Annotated in this window: 16 protein-coding genes; 13 read left to right on the forward strand and 3 right to left on the reverse strand. The window is 68.9% G+C overall.

The window, feature by feature from the left end; genetic code table 11:
• Positions 1-55: 55 nt before the first annotated feature.
• A complete protein-coding gene (locus AC3WOH_RS08180) occupies positions 56-1,408 on the forward strand; it encodes a glycerate kinase type-2 family protein (protein WP_492228858.1) in 1,353 nt (450 codons plus the stop codon).
• Between the two features lie 151 nt (positions 1,409-1,559).
• Here AC3WOH_RS08180 and AC3WOH_RS08185 read toward each other — a convergent pair whose 3' ends face one another.
• Positions 1,560-2,597 (reverse strand): porin, encoded by a 1,038-nt coding sequence (locus AC3WOH_RS08185; RefSeq protein WP_492228859.1) that lies wholly within the window; start codon positions 2,595-2,597, stop codon positions 1,560-1,562.
• A 234-nt stretch (positions 2,598-2,831) separates the two neighbouring features.
• On the opposite strand from AC3WOH_RS08185, the gene AC3WOH_RS08190 reads away from it, so the two are divergent.
• Both AC3WOH_RS08190 and AC3WOH_RS08195 read left to right on the forward strand, forming a co-directional pair.
• On the forward strand, positions 2,832-3,455 hold the full coding sequence (locus AC3WOH_RS08190; protein WP_492228860.1) for a Crp/Fnr family transcriptional regulator: 624 nt from the start codon (positions 2,832-2,834) through the stop codon (positions 3,453-3,455).
• Positions 3,456-3,759: 304 nt separating this feature from the next.
• On the forward strand, positions 3,760-5,865 hold the full coding sequence (locus tag AC3WOH_RS08195; RefSeq protein ID WP_492228861.1) for a sensor domain-containing diguanylate cyclase: 2,106 nt from the start codon (positions 3,760-3,762) through the stop codon (positions 5,863-5,865).
• 6 nt (positions 5,866-5,871) lie between these two features.
• Here the strand turns inward: AC3WOH_RS08195 and xdhB are convergent, their stop codons facing one another.
• The gene (gene xdhB / locus AC3WOH_RS08200) at positions 5,872-8,292 is read right to left on the reverse strand and encodes a xanthine dehydrogenase molybdopterin binding subunit (RefSeq protein ID WP_492228862.1); all 2,421 of its coding nucleotides are present in this window, start codon (positions 8,290-8,292) and stop codon (positions 5,872-5,874) included.
• A complete protein-coding gene (gene xdhA / locus AC3WOH_RS08205; protein WP_492228863.1) occupies positions 8,289-9,785 on the reverse strand; it encodes a xanthine dehydrogenase small subunit in 1,497 nt (498 codons plus the stop codon). Before xdhA ends, xdhB begins: the two co-directional genes overlap by 4 nt.
• A 189-nt stretch (positions 9,786-9,974) precedes the next feature.
• Between xdhA and AC3WOH_RS08210 the strand changes: the two genes are divergently transcribed.
• The 10 genes from AC3WOH_RS08210 to AC3WOH_RS08255 all read left to right on the forward strand — a co-directional run bounded on the left by AC3WOH_RS08210 (position 9,975) and on the right by AC3WOH_RS08255 (position 20,208).
• Positions 9,975-10,673, forward strand: coding sequence for a GntR family transcriptional regulator (locus tag AC3WOH_RS08210; RefSeq protein WP_492228864.1), 699 nt, complete (start codon positions 9,975-9,977; stop codon positions 10,671-10,673).
• A gap of 82 nt (positions 10,674-10,755) precedes the next feature.
• A complete protein-coding gene (locus AC3WOH_RS08215) occupies positions 10,756-11,391 on the forward strand; it encodes a flavin reductase family protein (RefSeq protein ID WP_492228865.1) in 636 nt (211 codons plus the stop codon).
• A gap of 5 nt (positions 11,392-11,396) precedes the next feature.
• Positions 11,397-11,867 carry a nucleoside deaminase gene (locus AC3WOH_RS08220; protein WP_492228866.1) on the forward strand — a complete coding sequence of 157 codons (471 nt, stop codon included), beginning with the start codon at positions 11,397-11,399 and terminating at the stop codon, positions 11,865-11,867.
• 183 nt (positions 11,868-12,050) lie between these two features.
• Entirely contained in the window at positions 12,051-12,983 is a 933-nt protein-coding gene (locus AC3WOH_RS08225; protein ID WP_492228867.1) for a LysR family transcriptional regulator, read from the forward strand.
• Positions 12,984-13,063: 80 nt separating this feature from the next.
• Positions 13,064-14,656 carry an ABC transporter ATP-binding protein gene (locus AC3WOH_RS08230; RefSeq protein ID WP_492228868.1) on the forward strand — a complete coding sequence of 531 codons (1,593 nt, stop codon included), beginning with the start codon at positions 13,064-13,066 and terminating at the stop codon, positions 14,654-14,656.
• A complete protein-coding gene (locus tag AC3WOH_RS08235; protein ID WP_492228869.1) occupies positions 14,649-15,722 on the forward strand; it encodes an ABC transporter permease in 1,074 nt (357 codons plus the stop codon). Before AC3WOH_RS08230 ends, AC3WOH_RS08235 begins: the two co-directional genes overlap by 8 nt.
• A 50-nt stretch (positions 15,723-15,772) precedes the next feature.
• Complete coding sequence (locus tag AC3WOH_RS08240; RefSeq protein WP_492228870.1) at positions 15,773-16,693, forward strand: ABC transporter permease; 921 nt, start codon at positions 15,773-15,775, stop codon at positions 16,691-16,693.
• Between the two features lie 180 nt (positions 16,694-16,873).
• The gene (locus AC3WOH_RS08245; RefSeq protein ID WP_184856839.1) at positions 16,874-18,046 is read left to right on the forward strand and encodes a BMP family ABC transporter substrate-binding protein; all 1,173 of its coding nucleotides are present in this window, start codon (positions 16,874-16,876) and stop codon (positions 18,044-18,046) included.
• Between the two features lie 132 nt (positions 18,047-18,178).
• Positions 18,179-19,156, forward strand: coding sequence for an aromatic ring-hydroxylating dioxygenase subunit alpha (locus AC3WOH_RS08250; RefSeq protein WP_492228871.1), 978 nt, complete (start codon positions 18,179-18,181; stop codon positions 19,154-19,156).
• The gene (locus AC3WOH_RS08255) at positions 19,156-20,208 is read left to right on the forward strand and encodes an adenosine deaminase (protein ID WP_492228872.1); all 1,053 of its coding nucleotides are present in this window, start codon (positions 19,156-19,158) and stop codon (positions 20,206-20,208) included. The genes AC3WOH_RS08250 and AC3WOH_RS08255 overlap by 1 nt, the downstream gene beginning before the upstream one ends.
• Positions 20,209-20,363 lie beyond the last annotated feature (155 nt).

Raw genomic sequence — 20,363 nt, forward strand, 5'->3', positions numbered from 1 at the left:
ACAGTTGGGTTACAGCGGGTTCGGGTTTACACCTGTTTGCCGGAGGCCGCGCACAATGCACACCATGTCCGAAACCTCTGCTTTCCCACCCGGCCCGTTGCCTGACTTCCAGACCGATCCCCGCGGCTTTCTGCGCGGCCTTTTTGACGTGGCCGTGCGCAGCGCCCAGCCCCTGCACGGCATGCGCGCCTGGCTGCCCACGCCACCGCGCGGGCGCACCCTGGTGCTGGGCGGCGGCAAGGCCGGTGGCGCCATGGCCCAGGCGCTCGAAGCCCTGTGGCCCGAGGATGCGCCCTTGTCGGGCCTGGTGGTGACGCGCTACGGCCACATCCCGCCGCGGCCGGCAGGCCTGGCGCAGCGCATCGAAGTGGTCGAGGCCGCCCACCCCGTGCCCGATGCTGCCGGCGAGGTGGCCGCGCAGCGCCTGCTGGAGCTGACCGCCGGCCTCACGGCCGACGACCTGGTGCTGTGCCTGATCTCGGGCGGCGGCTCCTCACTGCTCACCCTTCCGGGCGAGGGCCTCACGCTCGAAGACAAGCAGCGCATCAACCGCGCGCTGCTGGAAAGCGGCGCCGACATCGGCGAGATGAACTGCGTGCGCAAGCACCTCTCGCGCATCAAGGGCGGGCGGCTGGCAGCGGCCTGCGCGCCGGCGCGCGTGGTCACGCTGACCATCAGCGATGTGCCGGGCGACGACCCCTCGGTCATTGCGAGCGGGCCCACGGTGCCCGATGCGAGCACCTGCGCCGATGCGCTGGCCATCCTGGTGCGCTACGGCATCGAGGTGCCCGAGCCCACTCTGCGGGCGCTGCGCGAAGGTGCGCTGGAGACACCCAAGCCTGGCGACGGCGTGTTCGAGGGCCATGCCGTGCACCTGGTGGCCACCCCCTGGCAGGCGCTGGAGGCCGCGGCGGCGGCGGCACGTGGCGCGGGGCTCAACGCCGTCATCCTCTCGGACGAGATCGAGGGCGAGTCGCGCGAGGTGGGCAAGGTGCACGCGGCGCTGGCGCGTTCGGCGGTGCACCGGGGGCAGCCGTTCAGCACACCCTGCGTCATCCTCTCGGGGGGCGAGACCACGGTCACCGTGCGCCCGCGCGCACCCGACGCACCCCGCGGCCGGGGCGGCCGCGCAGGCGAGTTCTGCCTGGGGCTGGCCAAGGCCCTGCAGGGCGAGCCATCGGTCTGGGCGCTGGCCGCCGACACCGACGGCATCGACGGGGTGGAAAGCAATGCGGGCGCCTTCGTGGTGCCCGACACGCTGCAGCGCGGCCACACCGTGGGGGCGGACATCGAAGACGCCCTGCAGCGCAACGACGCCTGGAACTACTTCGCGGCCCTGGGCGACCTGCTGGTCACCGGGCCCACGCACACCAACGTCAACGACTTCCGCGCGATCCTGGTGTTGTAGCCCTCAGACTCACCGGAGATCTGCAGCCTTCCAATGGGTCGCGTGCTATCGAACTGGCGCGGCCGAAGCCAGTGCCCCCGTGCAAGGGCCGCCCCGCTGCACCGGGGGCGCCCCCCTCAGGGGGATGACGCGAAGCGGCTCAGGGGGAGCATCAGAACCTGTGGCGAACGCCCAGGCCGAAGCTGTTGCCGGTGGTGCGGGCGGTGATGCGGTCGTTTATCAGCATCGCGTACAGGTCCGTGCGCTTGGACAGGAAATGGTCATAACCCAGCGTGAAGGTCTTGCGCGACACGTCGGTGGCCGACATCTCGGTTTGGGCCCACGAGGCCAGCACCTTGCCGGTGCCGAACACCGGCACGGAAACGCCCACCTGCACCGTCTTGGCCTTGTTCGTGGTGTTGTCGGCCTTGGCCTGGCCGTAGCTGGCAAAGGCCTTGACCACGGTGAAGTCGTAGGCGCCGCCCAGCATCCAGTCGCTCTTGGTGGTGCCCAGGTAGGTGCTGGGCACGGCGGGGTTGCTGATCTGGTCGCGCTCGTAGAAGCCCGTGAGGGTCAGCGGGCCGTTGAAGTACAGCGCATTCAGGCCGATGTTCTTCTTGCCGTTGTCGCCTGCGATCTCGCCGATCTGGTAGTGCGCGTTCAGCGTGAGGCCACCCATGCTGGGCGTGCTGTAGATGATCTCGTTGGCCCAGCCGGTGTCCGACGGCGTGGTGGCCGTCCAGCCCGTGCCGTTGAACAGGGGCACGTTCATGTGCAAGATCAGCGGTGCGAAGGTGAACGAGTCGCCCATGGGGTTGGACAGGATGGAGGGCAGGAAGTTGGGCGCCAGGCCGCGGCCCACGGTCACCGTGCCGAATCCGCCCGACAGGCCCACATTGGCGTCACGCGAGAAGAAGGTATCGTTCACGAAGCGGCCCTGCGTGCCCGTGTCCACCTTGATGAACGAGGTCAGCGCGAAGTTGGCCTTGAGGCCGCCGCCGAGGTCTTCCGTGCCCTTGACGCCGAACCACGATGTGGTCATGCCGCCGCTGTTGAGCACGGTGGCGCGGCCGGCGTCGCCGGCATTGCGCATGGAGCCGACGAACACGTCGGTCAGGCCCATCAGCTGGACCGAGCTCTGGGCCTGGGCGGCGGCGCCGGCGCACAGCAGGGCGCTGCCGAGCGAGAGTGCAAGCAGGTTTGTTTTCATTGTGTACTCCTGGGGTGAGGAAAAGGGCCGGAGGTCCGGCTTGGGGATCTGGCACCCGCCACATGCCGCACCTTGGTGCGCGGGTGGGAACCAGCCGACCGGGTTCGCAAGTTCCATGCCCCTTGGCAACAGCTGCTTACACGCACCGGACGGCCCTTTGCACTGAAGCCCAGGCTGGGCCGGGTTTGATCTTGCTCAATGCGCGCCGGGCCGCGCCGCGGCACAGTTCGGGCCATGCTGCCCTCCACGCTTTTCCCTTTGCCCGCCCAGGTCCAGATCGCTGCGGCCGGTGACGTGCTGCGCCACCGCCACCAGACCCTGGCCACCGTGGCGCACCTGGAGAAGGGGCGCGTGCTGCTGGGCGTGTGCGAGCAGGGGCAGATGCGCCACCAGTTGGGTGTGGTGGAGGCCCCGTTCTGGTTGGACGCCGCGTCGGCTCTGCTCGGCGAGCCCTGCGCGGTGGACATGGTGGCGCAGACCCAGGTGCACCTGCGCCACCTGCCGGTGGAGGTGTTCCGCAGCAGCTGCGCGGCACTGCCCTTTGCCGCGCAGGCCCTGCTGCGCAACATGGCCACGGGCTACCAGCAGCAATCGGGCCTGGCCGTGAGCCGCCTGGCGCAGGACGCCCAGGCACGCTGCGCCCAGTGGCTGCTGCAGAACGCCGAACCCGACAGCGGCGGCGCCATGAGCGTCACCCTGCACCAGCGCAAGCGGCTCATCGCGGCGCAACTGGGCATCGCCCCCGAGACCTTCTCGCGCGTGATGCGCCACCTGCGCGAGCACGGCCTGGTCGCCGGCACCGGCAACGTGCTGCGCCTGCCCCAGCCCATAGCCTTGCAGTCGGTGGCCGGCGGCTGAGGCATGCAGCCGGCCTCCTGCCTGGCCATTTATGCGGCGCCGAGAAACTGGCGTGGCCCCATGCCAGTGCTCCCGTGCAAGGGCCGCCCCGCCGCACCGGGAGCGTCCCCCCTTGGGGGGGATGGCGCGAAGCGACTCAGGGGGGACCTCCGTTAGGGTTTTCCTCGGCAGAACCTGAGGGTTCCACCCAAGCCCGGGCGCGCGGGGGCTGCGTATATTTGTTGGGAAAGCCTGTTGTTTCCCACAGCCCCATGCCCGCCCCGTTCGCCGTTCACACCTGCAGCCCTCCACCACGGGACAGCGCATGACGCCACCCGCCAACCCCGTCGCCGCTGCCGAGCCGCCTGCCTGGAACATGCCAGGTTCGCTGGTGCTGCGGCTGATGGCGGTGGCTGCGCTGGTGGTGGTGCTGGCGAGTGCGGCATCGGTGTGGCTGGTTTCGCGCGCGGCAGGGCAGGAGGCCATGCGCCGGGTGGTGGGTCAGCAGACCGACGAGGTCGAGGTCGTGGCGCGGCTTTTGGCCAGCAAGATCGAGCAGAGCCAGAAGGTGCTGCGCACGGTGGCCCAGGGCATCACGCCGGGCATGCTGGATGCACCGGCCTCGCTGGACTGGATGCTGCGCCAGGGCCTGCCCGCGGCCGGCTTCTTCGATGCCTTGCAGGTGGTGCGCAAGGATGGCGAGCTCAAGCTCAACATCCGCGCGGGCCAGTTGGCCAAGGCCTCCGACCTGGACCCGGCGGAGCGCGATGCACTGCGCCGTACCCTGATCGATGGCAAGCCGGTCGTCTCCGAACTGATCGCCGGGCGCACCAGCGATGCCCGCATCATGTTCACGCTGCCCTTGCACAGCGAAGAAGGCACCGTGCTGGGCGTAGTAGCCGGCGCGCTCAAGCTGCAGTCGCAGGGCCTGCTGCCGCAATCCATGGCGCTGCCCGCGCGCGAGGACTCGCGCCTGGTGGTCTTCACGCGCGATGGCACCATCCTCTCGCACACCGATCCGGCGCGCATCATGGGCCAGGTGCGCGACGAGCCGGGGCTGGCGCCCGTCTTCGCGGACTGGCTGCGCCGGGCGCAGCCCGTGGTCGGGCGCGGATCGACCGAAGTGCTGCCCGACCACATCGTGAGCGTGGCAGGCATGCCGCTGCCGCAGTGGTTCGTGGCGCGCGTGAGCAATTCACAGGCCCTGCTGGCGCCGCTGCAGGGGGCCCAGCGCGAGGCCTGGTGGCTGGCTGCGGCGGTGATCGCGCTGGGCGTGCTGCTGCTGGCCTCCGTGATGGTGTGGATGGCCCAGCCTCTGGCCCAGCTGTGCCGCAGCGCACTGCAGCTGCTGCGCCGCGATGCCCGGGCCGTGGTGGAGTGGCCCGTCAGCCGGGGCGAGGTGGACACCCTGGTGCGGGTGTTCGATGGCCTGGCGCAGCAAAAGCAGCAGCGCGACCACCTGCACACCCTGGTGGGCGGGCAGTTCGAAGCCATCCTGGAACATTCCTCGGTGGGCATCGTCATCACGCGCCACGGCGTCCTGGAGGTAGTGGGGCGGCAGGCCAGCCTCATGCTCGGCTATGCCGACGGCGAGCTGCAGGGCCGGCCCGCACGCGCGCTCTACGGATCGGACGCGGACTACGCCCGCCTGGGCGAGCGCGTGCAGGCGGCCTTCGCCGCGCATGGCGCCTTCGACGGGGATGTGTGCTTTGTGCGCAAGGACGGCAGCCCCGTCTGGGCTCGCGTGCAGGGGCGCACGGTGCGCTCGGAGGCGCTGGGTGCCAGCACCGTCTGGATGCTGGAGGACATCACCGCCGCCCGGGCTGCACAGTACCAGCAGGCCTGGGAGCTCACGCACGATGCACTCACCCAACTGCACAACCGCTCGGCCTTCGAGCACCGCCTGGCCCTGCTGCTGGCCGAGCGCTCCACGCGTGCGCGCGGTCCGGCCAGCGCGGGCGACTCGGGCGAGGCGGACGCGGGCGAGGATGGCGTGGTGCTGTTCCTCGACCTCGACCATTTCACGCTGGTCAACGACGTGGCCGGCCACGATGCGGGCGACGACGTGCTGCGCCATGTGGCCCGGCTCATCGAGACCCAGGTGCGCCAGGTCGGCTGGTCTGCGCGCCTGGGGGGCGACGAGTTCGCCGTGGTGCTGCCCGGCTGCACGCTGGCACGCGGCCAGGCCGTGGCCGAGCAGCTGCGCGCCACGGTGCAGGCCTGGGAGCCGTCCTACCAGGGGCGCAGCTTCACCTTGGGCGTGAGCATCGGCCTGGTGGTGCTCGATGCACACCTGCACGACGTGGCCTCGGTGCTGTATGCGGCCGACATGGCCTGCTACGACGCCAAGCGCGCCGGGCGCAACCGGGTGGAGACCCGGCATGCGCGCGACATGACTTCATCCGGTCGCATGGCTCTAGGCCCGTATTGAAGGCCCTCAGTCGTTGATACGGCCCAGTGCACGCAGCACGTTCTCGGCCGTGGCGGGGGCCGTCAGGCGCACGGGGGCCAGGCTGTCCTCGCCCGCACCACGCCCTGCGGCCACGGCATTGCGCAGGGCCTCGTAGACGCTGATGGCCAGCATGAACGGCGGTTCGCCCACGGCCTTGCTGCCGCCCACGTTGTCCTCGCGGTTGGCCTCGGGCCACAGGTCCACGCGGAAATGCGCGGGGATGTCGCCCGTGGCCGGGATCTTGTAGGTGCTGGGTGCGTGGGTGGCCAGGTAGCCCTTGTCGTTCCACACCAGCTGCTCGGTGGTGAGCCAGCCCATGCCTTGCACGAAGCCGCCCTCGATCTGGCCGATGTCGATGGCCGGGTTGATGCTGTGGCCCACGTCGTGCAGGATGTCCACGGCGATCACGCGGTTCTCGCCGGTCAGCGTGTCGACCACCACCTCGGAGCAGGCCGCACCGTACGAGAAGTAGTAGAACGGCCGGCCCGTGAGGGTGATCTTGTCGTAGTGGATCTTGGGCGTGCGGTAGAAGCCGTCGCTCCACAGCTGGATGCGGTTGGCATACGCCTCCTTGACCACGTCGTCGAAGGCGCGCACCTGCTTGGGCGAGATCACCTGGCCGCCCACGAACCGGATCGCGCCCGCGCCGCAGCCATCCAGCCCGCAGACGTACGCCGCCAGGTTGTCGCGCACATGGCGTGCCGCGAACTGGGCGGCGCGGCCGTTCAGGTCGGTACCGCTCGATGCGGCGGTGGCGCTGGCGTTGGGCACCTTGCTGGTGTCGCTGGCCGTGACCAGCACGCGGTGCAGCGGCACGCCCAGCTCGTCGGCCACGATCTGCGCCACCTTGGTGTGCAGGCCCTGGCCCATTTCGGTGCCGCCATGGTTCACCTGCACGCTGCCGTCGGTGTACACATGCACCAGCGCGCCGGCCTGGTTGAACAGGGTGGCCGTGAAGCTGATGCCGAACTTCACCGGCGTGATCGCCAGGCCGCGCTTGAGCACGGGGCTGGTGGCGTTCCACGCCGCGATGGCGGCCTGGCGCTTGCGGTAGTTGGCATCGCGCTCCAGCTGGGGCATGAGCTCGTGCAGGATGTTGTCCTCCACCGTCATCTGGTAGTGCGTGACGTTGCGGCCTTCGCCCGCATCGCGGCCGTAGAGGTTGCGCAGGCGCACGTCCTGCGCGTCCAGGCCCAGGGCGCGCGCGATGTCGCCCAGGATGGCCTCGATCACCACCACGCCCTGCGGCCCGCCGAAGCCGCGGAAGGCCGTATGGCTCTGGGTGTTGGTCTTGCAGCGGTAGGAGGCGATCTCCACGTCGCTCAGGTAGTAGGCGTTGTCGCTGTGGAACACGGCCCGGTCGGCCACGGGGCCCGACAGGTCGGCCGAGAAGCCGCAGTTGGCCGCCATGTGCAGGTTCAGCCCGGTGATGCGGCCCGTCGTGTCGAAGCCCACGTCGTAACGGTAGGCGAACGGGTGGCGCTTGCCGGTGACCATGAAGTCCTCGTCGCGGTCCAGGCGCAGCTTGATGGGCCGGCCCAGCTTGTGCGCGGCCACGGCGGCCCACACGGCCAGGTGGCCGGCCTGCGTCTCCTTGCCGCCAAAGCCCCCGCCCATGCGCCGGCACTCCACGCGCACCGCGTGGTTGTCGATGCCCAGGGCGTGCGCCACCCAGTGCTGTACCTCGCCGGGGTGCTGGGTGCTGGAGTACACCCACCATTGCTTCTGCTCCAGCGGCATGGCGTAGGCGATCTGGCCTTCGAGGTAGAAATGCTCCTGCCCGCCGACTTCGAAGCTGCCTTCCAGCCGGTGCTGCGAGGCTGCCAGACCGGCCGCCGCATCGCCACGGCGCACGAACACCGGGGGCAGCACATAGTTCTGCGCCTCCAGTGCGGCCTGCACCGAGAGGATGGCGGGCAGGGGGGTGATGTCGAGCTTCACGGCGCGCACCGCGCGGCGCGCCTGCATCACCGTGTCGGCCACCACCAGGCCGATCACCTGACCGATGTGCTGCACCGTGTCCAGGGCGAACACCGGCTCGTCGTGCGCAAAGGCCGCCAGCATCTTGTCCCCCGGCACATCGGCCGCCAGCACCACGCCGCGCACGCCGGGCAGGGCCAGGGCGGCACTCGCGTCCACGCCGTTCAGGCGGCCGTGCGCCACGGTGGAGAGAATGGGCGCCGCGTACAGCGTGCCCTTGATCTCGGGCAGGTCGTCGATGTAGCTTGCTGCGCCGGCCACCTGGGCGCGTGCGCTTTCATGGATGTGGGAGCGCCCCATGGCACGCAGCTCGGCGGGCGGTGCTGCGGGCGCTGCCTGGGGCTCGGCGGCCTGGGCATTGGCCTCCACCACCACCGGGTCGTCCACGGCGTCGCGGCTCAGGGAAAGGGGGTCACGCTGGTTCATACCGCAGCCTCCAGTCGAAAATTCTCCACGCTCACCGCCTCCTGGCCCTGGCTTTCGAGCCAGAAGCGCTGCAGCAGGCTGGCCAGCACGGTGCGGCGGTAGGCGCCGCTGGCGCGCATGTCGGAAATGGGACTGAACTCGGCCTGCAAGGCGTCAGCCGCCTTGCGCACCGTCTCGGCCGACCAGGGCTGGCCGGTGAGGGCGGCTTCTGTGTGCCGCGCACGTGCCGGTGTGGCGGCCACGCCGCCCGCACCGATGCTGGCGCGGCGCACCACGCCGCCTTCCATGTCGAGGTTCACCACCAGGCACACGGCCGAGATGTCGTCGTCGAAGCGCTTGGAGATCTTGTAGGCCCGCAGGGCCTCGGTCACCCCGGGGCGGGGTACGATGATGCGCACCAGCAGCTCGTCGGACGCCATCACGTTCTGGCGGTAGCCGGTGTACAGGTCTTCAAGTGGCAGCGTGCGCTCGCCACGCACGCTGGCCAGCACGATCTGCGCACGCAGCGCGATCAGCAGCGGCATGGAATCGCCGATGGGCGAGCCATTGGCCACATTGCCGCCCAGCGTGCCCGAGTTGCGCACCGGCAGCCCGGCAAAGCGGGTGGAAAAGCTGTGCAGTTGCGGCCACTGGCGCACGAGCGCGGCAAAGGCATCGGTCAGCGACACGGCGGCGCCGATGGTGATCTGGTGCGCGTCCTCCCCGAGCTGCAGCAGCTCGGCCGCACGCGTCACGTCCAGCACCTGCGCGTACTGCTTGTGCATCTTGGTGACCCACAGCCCCACATCGGTGCAACCGGCCACCACCTGGGCGCCGGGGTGCTCCGCGCGCGCAGCCAGCAGGGCGGGCAGGGTGGTGGGGGCCAGGTAGGCCGTGCCGGCAATCGCAGGGGGCTGCAGCTGTGCCAACTGGCTGAGCAACTGCGCCTCGTCCACCGCCATGGCGGGCAGGGCCGCCATCTGCTGGGCCGCGTCGAGGATGGGGCGGTAGCCTGTGCAGCGGCACAGGTTGCCCGAGAGTTCTTCCTGCGCCAGTTCGCGCGTGATGGGCTGGCCCTGGCACACATGGTTCTGGTACATGCCGAACAGGCTCATCACGAAGCCCGGTGTGCAAAAACCGCACTGCGAGCCGTGGCACTGCACCATGGCCTCCTGCGCGGGGTGCAGGGTGATGGTTTTCTCGGCCGCCGGGGCCGGGCTGGCGGGGCGGATCAGCGGGTCTTCGGCCAGGTCTTCCACGGTCCACAGCGCCATGCCGTCCACCGAGTGGGCCAGGCGGATGCAGCTGTTCACGGCGCTGTAGTGCAGCTTGCCGCCGCGCTCCTCGCCCAGCACCACCGTGCAGGCGCCGCAGTCGCCCTCGCCGCAGCCCTCCTTGGTACCCGTGCAGCCCAGGTCCTCGCGCAGCACTTCGAGCAGCGTGCGGTCGGGCGGTACGTCGTGCAGCGCCATGGGCTGGCCGCGGCGGATGAAGCGGAGAGGTTGGTCGGTCATCGTCATGCGTGGGGTGCTCAAAACGGGCAAATATTCGAAACCAGAGCGTATGCGCGCCTGCGAGAGAACGCATATGCCGGAGCGTATAACGGGGATGCCTGCCGCGCTATGGGGCGGCCCGGCTCGGCCTCTGCTGGATACACTGCCGCTGCACCATTGTTCACCGTTTTGTCCCGCCTGCAACCGTCCATGCCTGCCGCCACGATCCCCCGCAAAACCGCCACTGCAAAGGCCGTGCCTGCCGCCACCCTGGACCAGCCGGTCTACGAGGCCGTGCTCGATGCCGTCATGCATGGCCAGCTGCGCCCCGGCGAGCGCCTGGGCGAGCCCGCACTGTGCGAGCGCTTCGGCGTGAGCCGCACCGTGGTGCGCCAGGCCCTGCACCGGCTGGCCGAGTTGCGCATCCTCGACATCGTGCCCAACAAGGGGGCGACCGTGGCCCGGCCCGGGCCGAAGGAGACGCGCGAGATCTTCGCCGCCCGCCGCGTGGTCGAGGCCGGCATCGTGCGCATGGTGGCTGCGCGCATCACCCATGGCGAGGTGCAGCGCCTCACCCAGCGCCTGCGCGCCGAGCACGAGGCCCTGCACCAGCAGGACCATGCGCGCTGGGTGGCACTAGCCGGAGGCTTTCACCTCGCGCTGGCCGAGCTGTCGGGCAATGCCGAACTGCAGCGCATCCTGAGCGAGCTGATGACGCGCTGCTCGCTGATCGTTGCGCTGTACGAGGTGCCCGGCGAAGCCACCTGCGAGCACGAGGAGCACGAACAGCTGGTCGAGTGGCTGGCGCTGCGCGATGGCGAAGCAGCAGCGGGTGCCATGGAGCGCCATCTGCTGGCGCTGGAGGCACGGTTGCGCCTGCCTGCAGAAGAGGTTCCGGTGGCTTCTTGAAATCGTATACGTTTTATTAGGTTGGGATGAATTAATAGGAAATCTGATAAAATTTCGTATACGATTTTTTGATTGGCGGGCCATGGACATCGATTTCGCACAGCTGGACGCCTACCAGCGCTACAAGCTCATGGCCAGCCTGATCGTGCCGCGCCCCATCGCGCTGATCACCACGCTGGGCGAGGACGGCACCGTCAATGCGGCCCCCTTCAGCATGTTCAACATGCTGGGCGAAGACCCGCCCGTGGTCATGGTCAGCATCAACCGCCTGAAGGACGGCCTGCTCAAGGACACGGCGGCCAACATCCTGCGCACGGGCGAATTCGTGGTGCACATCACCGACGAGGCCATGGCCGCGCAGATGCATGCCTGCGGCGACAGCCTGCCGCCGGACGAGAGCGAGCTCGCGCACGCCGGCCTCACGCCCGTGCCCTCGCGCAGCGTGGCGCCGCCGCGCATCGCCGAGGCGCCCGTGGCCTTCGAATGCGTGCTGCACGAAACGCTGGAGACCGCCAGCCGCTACGTCTTCATCGGCCGCGTGCAGTGGCTCGCTGTGCGCGACGGCCTGGTGGACACCGAGCGCTGGCGCGTGCGCCTGCAGGACTTCCACCCCGTGGGGCGTTTTGGTGCCAGCTTCTACGTGAAGACGGGCGAGCGCTTTGCCATCGGCGCGGACGAACCCGCCCAGGCGCGCAGCACGGCCATCGACGAGATCTGAACGCCATGGACAGCCCCGCCTTCAGCGCACGGGACCAGGCCGCGATGCGGCAGGCCATCGCGGCTTCGCGCCAGGCACTGGCCGCGGGCGACAACCCCTTTGGCGCCACGCTGGCCTCGCGCACCGGTGGGCTGCTGTTCACCGCGCGCAACCAGCAGAACACCACGCGTGATTGCACGGCCCACGCCGAACTGGTGCTGGTGCGCGAGGCCTCGGCCGCGCTCGGCCCCGAGGCCCTGCGTGGCGCCACCGTGTTCGCCAGCGGCGAGCCCTGCGCCATGTGCGCGGGGGCCATGTTCTGGGCCGGCATTGCGCGTGTGGTCTATGCGGCCAGCCAGGACGATATCGCGCAGGCCCTGGGCGGCCCGCAGCTGGCCACGCCCTGCGCCGAGCTGCTGGCGCAGGCGCGCCCCCCGGTGGCCGTGCAAGGCGGCCTGCTGCGCGACGAAGCTGCGGCCGCATTGCGCGGCGCCTGACCCGGGTCGCGCGCGGCCGCACAGGGATTTCCAGGGGCACGGCGCAGCAGGTGCGCGGTGTACAGTGCGCCGACACTTTTTTCCCCACCCCACAACGCCCCACGGCCCCCACCAGGCAGCGCAGCGCATCCCTTGCGCACCGCGGCATACGTGATGGCGTATGACAAGAATGCAGGCCCCTGTATGCGAGACCACGCCCTTTTCGACAAGATAGACCTCCATCTCATAAGGGTCTTGCACACCGTGTTGACTGAACGCAGCGTATCGAGGGCAGCCGTCCGTCTGGGAATGCACCAGCCGGCGGTGTCGGCCGCGCTCAAGCGGCTGCGCGACCTGGCGGGCGATCCGCTGCTGGTGCGCTCGGGCGCCAGCATGATGCCCACCGACGCGGCGCTGCGCATGGTGGAGCCTGCGGGCGCCATCCTGCGGTCGGCCGAGGCCCTGTTCTCCGATGCGCGCGGCTTCGATCCGCGCACCGCCACCCGCACCTTCCGCGTGGCCGCCAGCGACTACCTGGACCCGCTGTTCCTGCCCCAGCTCGTGGCGCGCATCAAGGTCGAGGCCCCGCTGTGCCCCATCGAGATCCTGCCCCTGTCGGGCGACACGCACTACCACGCCCACCTGGCGCAGGGCGATGTGGACGTGGTCATCGGCAACTGGCCCCAGCCCCCGGACGACCTGCACATGGGCCGCCTGTTCGGCGACGAGGCGGTGTGCCTGGTCAGCCGCGACCACCCGGCCGTGCGCCGCGGCTGGGACGCCGACAGCTGGCTGGCCGCCGAGCACATCGCGCCCACGCCCACCCACCCCGGCGCGCGCGGCGTGATCGACGTGCACCTCGACGGCCTGGGCCTGGCGCGCAACATCACGGCGCGCTGCGCGCATTTCAGCGCCATCCCGCCCATCGTGGCATCGAGCTTGCTTGTCATGACCACGGGGCGGCAGTTCTGCGAGCGCTACCTCGGCCACCTGCCGCTGGCCATCCTGCCAAGCCCCATCGAATTTCCGCGCCTCATGTACTACCAGCTGTGGCATGCCCGCACCCACCATTCCGCCGCAGCCGTGTGGTTGCGCGAATGCGTGAAGGGCGTGGCTGCGTCGCTACGAAAAGAATAGCTTGACGGGTATGCAGATCAAGCGATGGCAGGCAGTTTCAACACCATAACGACCCACCAAACTGAGAGACAATCCACCGCATGAGTTCACCACCTCTTCCCCATGCCCCGGGCCTGGCGCCCCGGCTGCAGCTCACGGGCATCACCAAGCGCTATCCTGCCGTGGTGGCCAACAGCGGTGTCTCGCTCACGGTGCGGCCCGGTGAGATCCATGCCGTGCTGGGCGAAAACGGCGCCGGCAAGTCCACGCTGATGAAGATCATCTACGGCTCGGTCAAACCCGACGAGGGCAGCGTGCACTTCAACGGCCAGGCCGTGCAGGTGCGCAACCCGCAGGAGGCGCGGGCCCTGGGCATTGCCATGGTGTTCCAGCACTTCAGCCTGTTCGACACCCTCACGGTGGCCGAGAACGTCTGGCTGGGCCTGGACAAGAGCCAGGACCTGGCCCAGGTCACGCAGCGCATCACCGCCAAGGCCACCGAATACGGCCTCGACATCGACCCGCTGCGCCCCGTGCACACGCTGAGCGTGGGCGAGATGCAGCGCGTGGAAATCATCCGCGCGCTGCTCACCAACCCCAAGGTGCTGATCCTCGATGAGCCCACCTCGGTGCTCACGCCCCAGGCGGTGGAAAAGCTCTTCGTGGTGCTGCGCCAGCTCGCCTCCGAAGGCTGCAGCATCCTCTACATCAGCCACAAGCTGCACGAGATCCGTGCACTGTGCACCGCCTGCACCGTGCTGCGCGGCGGCAAGGTCACGGGCGTGTGCAACCCGGCCGAGGAAACCAATGCCTCGCTCTCGCGCCTGATGATCGGTGCCGAGCCGCCGGCCCTGGAACACCGTGAGGTGCAGACCGGCGCCACCGTCCTGCGCGTGCAGGGCCTGTCGCTGCCGCGCGCCGACCAGTTCGGCGTGGACCTGGTGGACCTGTCCTTCGAGGTCAAGGCCGGCGAGGTGGTCGGCATTGCCGGTGTCTCGGGCAACGGGCAAAAGGAGCTGCTCTACGCCCTGTCGGGCGAGGACCAGCGCGCCGAGGCTGCGAGCATCCAGGTGGCGGGGCAGAACGCGGGCCGCATGGGCCCGAACCGCCGCCGTGCCCTGGGCCTGCACTTCGTGCCCGAAGAGCGCCTGGGCCGCGGCGCCGTGCCCACCATGGGCCTGGCGCACAACCTGCTGCTCACGCGCACCAACTCGGTGTCCGGCGGCGGCTGGATCAAGGTGGGTGCGCTCGAGGCGCATGCACGCGCCATCATCGAGCGCTTCAATGTCAAGGCGGGCGGTCCGCACTCGGCGGCCAAGTCGCTGTCGGGCGGCAACCTGCAGAAATTCATCGTGGGCCGCGAGATCGATGCCAAGCCCAGCCTGCTTATCGTCTCGCAACCCACCTGGGGTGTGGACGTGGGCGCGGCCGCGCAGATCCGGGGCTCCATCCTGGCACTGCGCGATGCGGGCTGTGCCGTGCTCGTGGTCAGTGAGGAGCTGGACGAATTGTTTGAGATCTGTGACCGGCTGCACGTGGTGGCCAAGGGCCACCTGTCGCCTTCGGTGCCGCGCGCCGAGGCCACCGTGGAACGCATCGGCGAATGGATGAGCGGCCTGTGGCATGCCGACGTGCAGGCCCATCTGGCCCAGGCGCACAGGGCGTCGGTCGTGGGGGGGCTGCAGCATGCTTAAGCTCGAACCCCGTCCCCAGGCCTCGCGGCTGTGGACCTTCGGCTCGCCGCTGCTGGCGCTGGCCTTCACCGTGCTCATCGGCATCATCCTGTTCGCGGCCCTGGGCAAGGACCCCGTGCGGGCACTGCAGATCTTCTTCTGGGAGCCGATCAAGACGCCCTACGCCATCGGCGAACTCATGGTCAAGGCCACGCCGCTGCTGCTGATCGCGCTCGGCCTGGCCGTGTGCTTTCGCTCCAATGTCTGGAACATCGGTGCCGAGGGGCAGTTCGTCATTGGCGCCGTGGTCGCCGGTGGCGTGGCCCTCATGGCCGACAAGACCACCGGCCCCTGGATCGTGCCGGCCATTCTCGTGGCCGGCGTGCTCGGCGGCATGGCCTGGGCCGGGCTCACCGCGCTCTTGCGCGACAAGTTCAACGCCAATGAGATCCTGGTCAGCCTGATGCTGGTCTACGTGGCCACGCTGGTGCTGGGCTACCTGGTCTACGGCCCCTGGAAGGACCCCATGGGCTACAACTTCCCGCAGACCAAGACCTTCGAGCGCGTGACCCAGATCCCGCGCCTGATGCAGGGCTCGCGCGTGTCCATCGGCCTGCTGCTGGCCCTGGCCGGCGCGGCGGCGCTCTGGGTCTTCCTGTTCCGCACGCGGGCCGGCTTTGCCCAGCAGGTGGGCGGCCTGGCACCGGCGGCGGCGCGCTATGCCGGCTTCTCGTCGCGCCGCGCGCTGTGGGTGGCATTGCTCATCTCCGGTGGGGCTGCCGGCCTGGCCGGGGCGCTCGAAGTGGCGGGCCCCATCGGCCAGCTCACGCCCTACGTGCCGGCGGGCTATGGCTTCGCGGCCATCATCGTCGCCTTCGTCGGGCGGCTGCACCCGGTGGGCATGATCCTCTCGGCCATCCTCATGAGCATGTTCTACATCGGCGGCGAGCTCGCGCAGTCGCGCCTGGGCCTGCCCAAGTCGCTCACCGGCGTGTTCCAGGGCCTGCTGCTGTTCACGCTGCTGGCCTGCGATACGCTGATCGCCTACCGCGTGCGCTGGGTGGGTGCGAAGGGGGTGGCGGCATGAGCCACGTTCCGACGACCATCAATTTCCCGGCCCGGAAGGAGGCTTGAGACATGGAATCCTATGCACTGCTCCTGGGCTCCACGCTGAGCGCGGGCACCGTCCTGGCCATCGCGGCCCTGGGCCTCTTGATCAACGAGAAGTCCGGCATCGTCAACCTCGGTGCCGAAGGCATGATGCTGTGCGCCGCCATCGCGGGCTTCGCCACCGTGGTGCACACCGGCAACACCTGGCTCGGCTTTGCCGCCGGCATGGCCGCCGGTGCGCTGCTGGCCGCCATCTTCGGCGTGCTGGTGATCTGGCTCAACACCAACCAGTACGCCACGGGCCTGGCGCTGAGCCTGTTCGGCGTGGGCTTCTCGGCCTTTGCCGGCATCAGCTACGTGCAGGCCAAGCTGCCCGAGACCACCAAGTACGCCATCCCCGGCCTCTCGGACATCCCCCTGCTCGGGCCCGCGTTGTTCCAGCAGCATCCGGTGGTCTACCTGACCATGGTGCTGGTGGCTGCGCTGATCTGGTTCCTGTACCGCTCGCGCGTGGGCCTGGTGCTGCGCTCGGTGGGCGAGTCGCCCGAGTCGGCCCATGCCCTGGGCTACCCGGTGCGCCGCATCCGCCTTGCGGCCGTGGTCGTCGGTGGCGCGCTGTGCGGCCTCTCGGGCGCCTACATCTCCACGGTCTACACGCCGCTGTGGGTCGAGGGCATGGTCGCCGGCCGCGGCTGGATCGCGCTGGCGCTCACCACCTTCGCCACCTGGCGCCCGGCGCGGGTGCTGCTCGGGGCCTACCTGTTCGGCGGCGTGACCATGCTGCAGTTCCACCTGCAGGCCACGGGCGTGCAGGTCGCCAGCCAGCTCTTGAGCATGCTGCCCTATGTGGCCACCATCGTGGTGCTGGCTCTGATCTCGCGCAACCCGACCTGGATCCGCATCAACATGCCGGCCTCGCTGGGCAAGCCGTTCTACCCGGGCTCGTGAGGCCAATGGGGCGTGGGCCCCGGCTGCCAGCCCGGCTTGGATCTTGCATCCACCCGGGCCTGCAGGCGAAACGGCGCCCTCCTCCCCCAAAAACCTGTGGTTACTGCGCGGTAGATCGCCCCATAATCGCTGTTTTCGTCCCCAACCTTGCAAACCTCCTTCTTCTTATAAGGAACCGACATGACTGATCTGCAGAAACGCTCCATGCTCAAGATGGCCGCGCTGTCCGCCGTTGCGGCCGCCGCGCTGGCGGGCTGTGGCAAGAAGGAAGAGCCGGCACCGGCACCTGCTGCCGCGCCAGCCCCTGCGCCCGTGGCATCGGCCCCCGCGCCCAAGCCAGAGCCGCTGAAGATCGCGTTTGCCTACGTCGGCCCGGTGGGCGATGGCGGCTGGTCGTTTGCGCACGACAACGGCCGCAAGGCCATCGAGAAGGAATTCGGCGACAAGGTCGTGACCAGCTTCGTCGAAAGCGTGCCCGAGTCGGCCGACGCCGAGCGCGTGCTGCGCGACCTGGCCGGCCAGGGCAACAAGCTGATCTTCGGCACCACCTTCGGCTACATGGAGTCCATTCAGAAGATCGCCCCCGACTTCAAGGACGTGAAGTTCGAGCACGCCACGGGCTACAAGTCCGGCGACAACGTGCGCACCTACGACAGCCGCACCTACGAAGGTGCCTACATGGCGGGCGTGATCGCCGGTGCCATGACCAAGAGCAACACGCTGGGCGTGGTGGGCTCGGTGCCGATCCCCGAAGTGATCCGCAACATCAACAGCTTCACGCTGGGCGCGCAGTCGGTCAACCCCAAGATCAAGACCAAGGTGGTCTGGGTCAACGAATGGTTCAGCCCACCCAAGGAAACCGAAGCCGCAACCTCGCTGATCAACGGCGGCGCCGACGTGCTGTTCCAGAACACCGACTCGCCCGCCGTGCTCAAGACCGCCCAGGAAAAGGGCAAGCGCGCCTTCGGCTGGGACAGCGACATGACCGCCTACGGTCCCAAGGCCCACCTGGCATCGGCCATCATCAACTGGGGCCCGTACTACATCAAGGCCACCAAGGACGCACTGGACGGTTCGTGGTCCGCGGGCCAGAGCTGGTGGGGTGTGAAGGAAGGCGCGATCGACATCGTCTCCATCGCCGAAGACGTGCCTGCCGACACCAAGGCCAAGGTCGAAGCCGTCAAGAAGGGCCTGGCCGACGGCAGCTTCCAGATCTGGAAGGGCCCGATCGTGGGCCAGGACGGCAAGGAAGTGGTGGCCAAGGACACCGTGGCCGACGACAAGTTCCTGAGCGGCGTGAACTTCTACGTCAAGGGCGTGGAAGGCAAGATCCCTGGCGGCGACAAGAAGTAAGCCCCATTGATCGGGCCTTGGCGGCCCGATCCCGAAAAGGGAACGTGCGCGGCACGTTCCCTTTTTCGTTGGGGCCGTACAGAATGTCTGGAAGGGCTGCGTGCCGAGCCCTGGACCACAAGAACCATTCCCATGATCGAAACCACCCTCTGGCACCCGGTGGCCCTGGCGCATGCCGTGGAACAGGCGCCCCTGGCCGTGCAATTGCTGCAGCACGCCCTGGTGCTCTGGCGCGATGGCGAAGGCCGGGTGCAGGCCTTCACGGACCGCTGCCCGCACCGCGGTGCGCGCCTGTCCCTGGGCCGCGTGCACGGTGGCCGCATCGAGTGCCCCTACCACGGCTGGCAATTCGAGTCCGGCGGGCGCTGCGTGCATGTGCCGGCGCTGCCGCAGTTCACTCCGCCCGCCACGCACTGCGCCATGCGCCATGGCGTGGTGGAGGCCTACGGCCTGGTGTGGGTGCAGATCGATGCGGGCGACGCCGCGCTGCCGGCCTTCGAGGCCGAGGGCGACGAGCGGCTGCGCAAGGTCCACTGCGGTCCCTACGACGTGGCCACCAGCGCGCCGCGCATCATCGAGAACTTCCTGGACATGGCGCACTTCGGCTTCGTGCACGACGGCTGGCTGGGCACGCGCGCGGCCACGGCCATCGACGACTACCGCGTCGAGCCCACGCCCACGGGCCTGCGCGCCACGGGTTGCAAGGCCTGGCAGCCGCAGTCCAACCTGCACTCCATGGCGCCGGCTCAGGTCGAGTACACCTACGAGGTCACGGGCCCCTACACGGCGGTCCTGACCAAGGTGCCCGAGGCCGGCACCACGGCCCTTGCCGGGTGGCGCGAGTCCATCGCACTGTTCGTCTGTCCCCTCACGCCCGAGACCAGCCGCGTCTGGTTCCGCCTGGCCGTGGCCGACTTCGAGTCGCCCGACGAGAAGCTGCAGGCCTTCCAGCACACCATCTTCACGCAGGACCAGCCCGTGCTGGAGTCCCAGGTGCCCCAGCGCCTGCCGCTGGACCTGCGCGCCGAGTTGCATACCGCTGCCGACAAGGCATCATCTGCCTACCGCCGCTTTCTGCGCACGGGCGGCATCACCTTTGGAGTTTGCTGATGTTCAAGGTTCCCCCCATCCCCACCGAGCGCATCCCCGAGCTGCTGCGCGCCATGCCCAAGGCCGAGCTGCACATCCACATCGAGGGCTCGCTCGAACCCGAGCTGATTTTCGCGCTGGCCCAGCGCAACGGCCTCAGCCTGCCGTACCCGAGCGTGGAGGCGCTGCGCAGCGCCTATGCCTTCACCAACCTGCAGAGTTTTCTCGACATCTACTACGCGGGTGCCAGCGTGCTGCTGCACGAGCAGGATTTCTACGACATGGCGCGCGCCTACCTGGTGCGCGCCGCGGCCGACAACGTGCTGCACACCGAGCTGTTCTTCGACCCGCAGACCCACACCGAGCGCGGCGTGGCCATGGAGACGGTGGTCAACGGCCTGCACCGTGCCTGCGTGGATGCGAAGACCGACCTGGGCATCAGCGCCACGCTGATCCTGTGTTTTCTGCGCCACCTGAGCGAGGAGTCGGCCTTCGAGACGCTGGAGCAGGCCCAGCCCTACCTGGACAAGATCGTCGGCGTGGGCCTGGACAGCAGCGAGGTCGGCAACCCGCCCGAGAAGTTCGCGCGCGTGTTCGCGCGCTGCCGCGAACTGGGCCTGCACCTCGTGGCCCATGCGGGCGAGGAGGGGCCGCCCGCCTACATCTGGAGCGCGCTCGACGTGCTCAAGGTCGAGCGCATCGACCACGGCGTGCAGGCCGTGCACGACGCTGCGCTGATGCAGCGCCTGGCCCAGGACCGCATCGCACTCACCGTGTGCCCGCTGTCCAACCAGAAGCTGTGCGTGTTCCCCAACCTGGCCGACCACAACCTGGCCCGGCTGCTCGATGCGGGCCTGGCCGCCACGGTCAACTCCGACGACCCGGCCTATTTCGGCGGCTACATCAACGACAACTTCACCCAAGTGTTCGCCGCCACCGGCATGACGGTGCGCCATGCCTACCAACTGGCCTTCAACAGCTTCGAAGCCAGTTTTGCGGGCAATGCAGACAAGCGGGTGTGGGAGCACAAGCTCAAGGAACGCTTCGAGCGCTTCATGGAGCACGACTACTGAGCCGGGGGCGCAGGCACCAGGACAGTGCAAGAATTCAGGGTAAACCCTATAATTCAACTTTATGTAAGCATTTGTTGGCTCCTGTCGTGAGGCGCTGGCATTGCTGAATGCGGCCCTTGGGCCGTATTTTTTTGCACATTCCACACGCCCTTTCC

The organism is Acidovorax sp. FW305-C-20-28 (assembly GCF_058783375.1).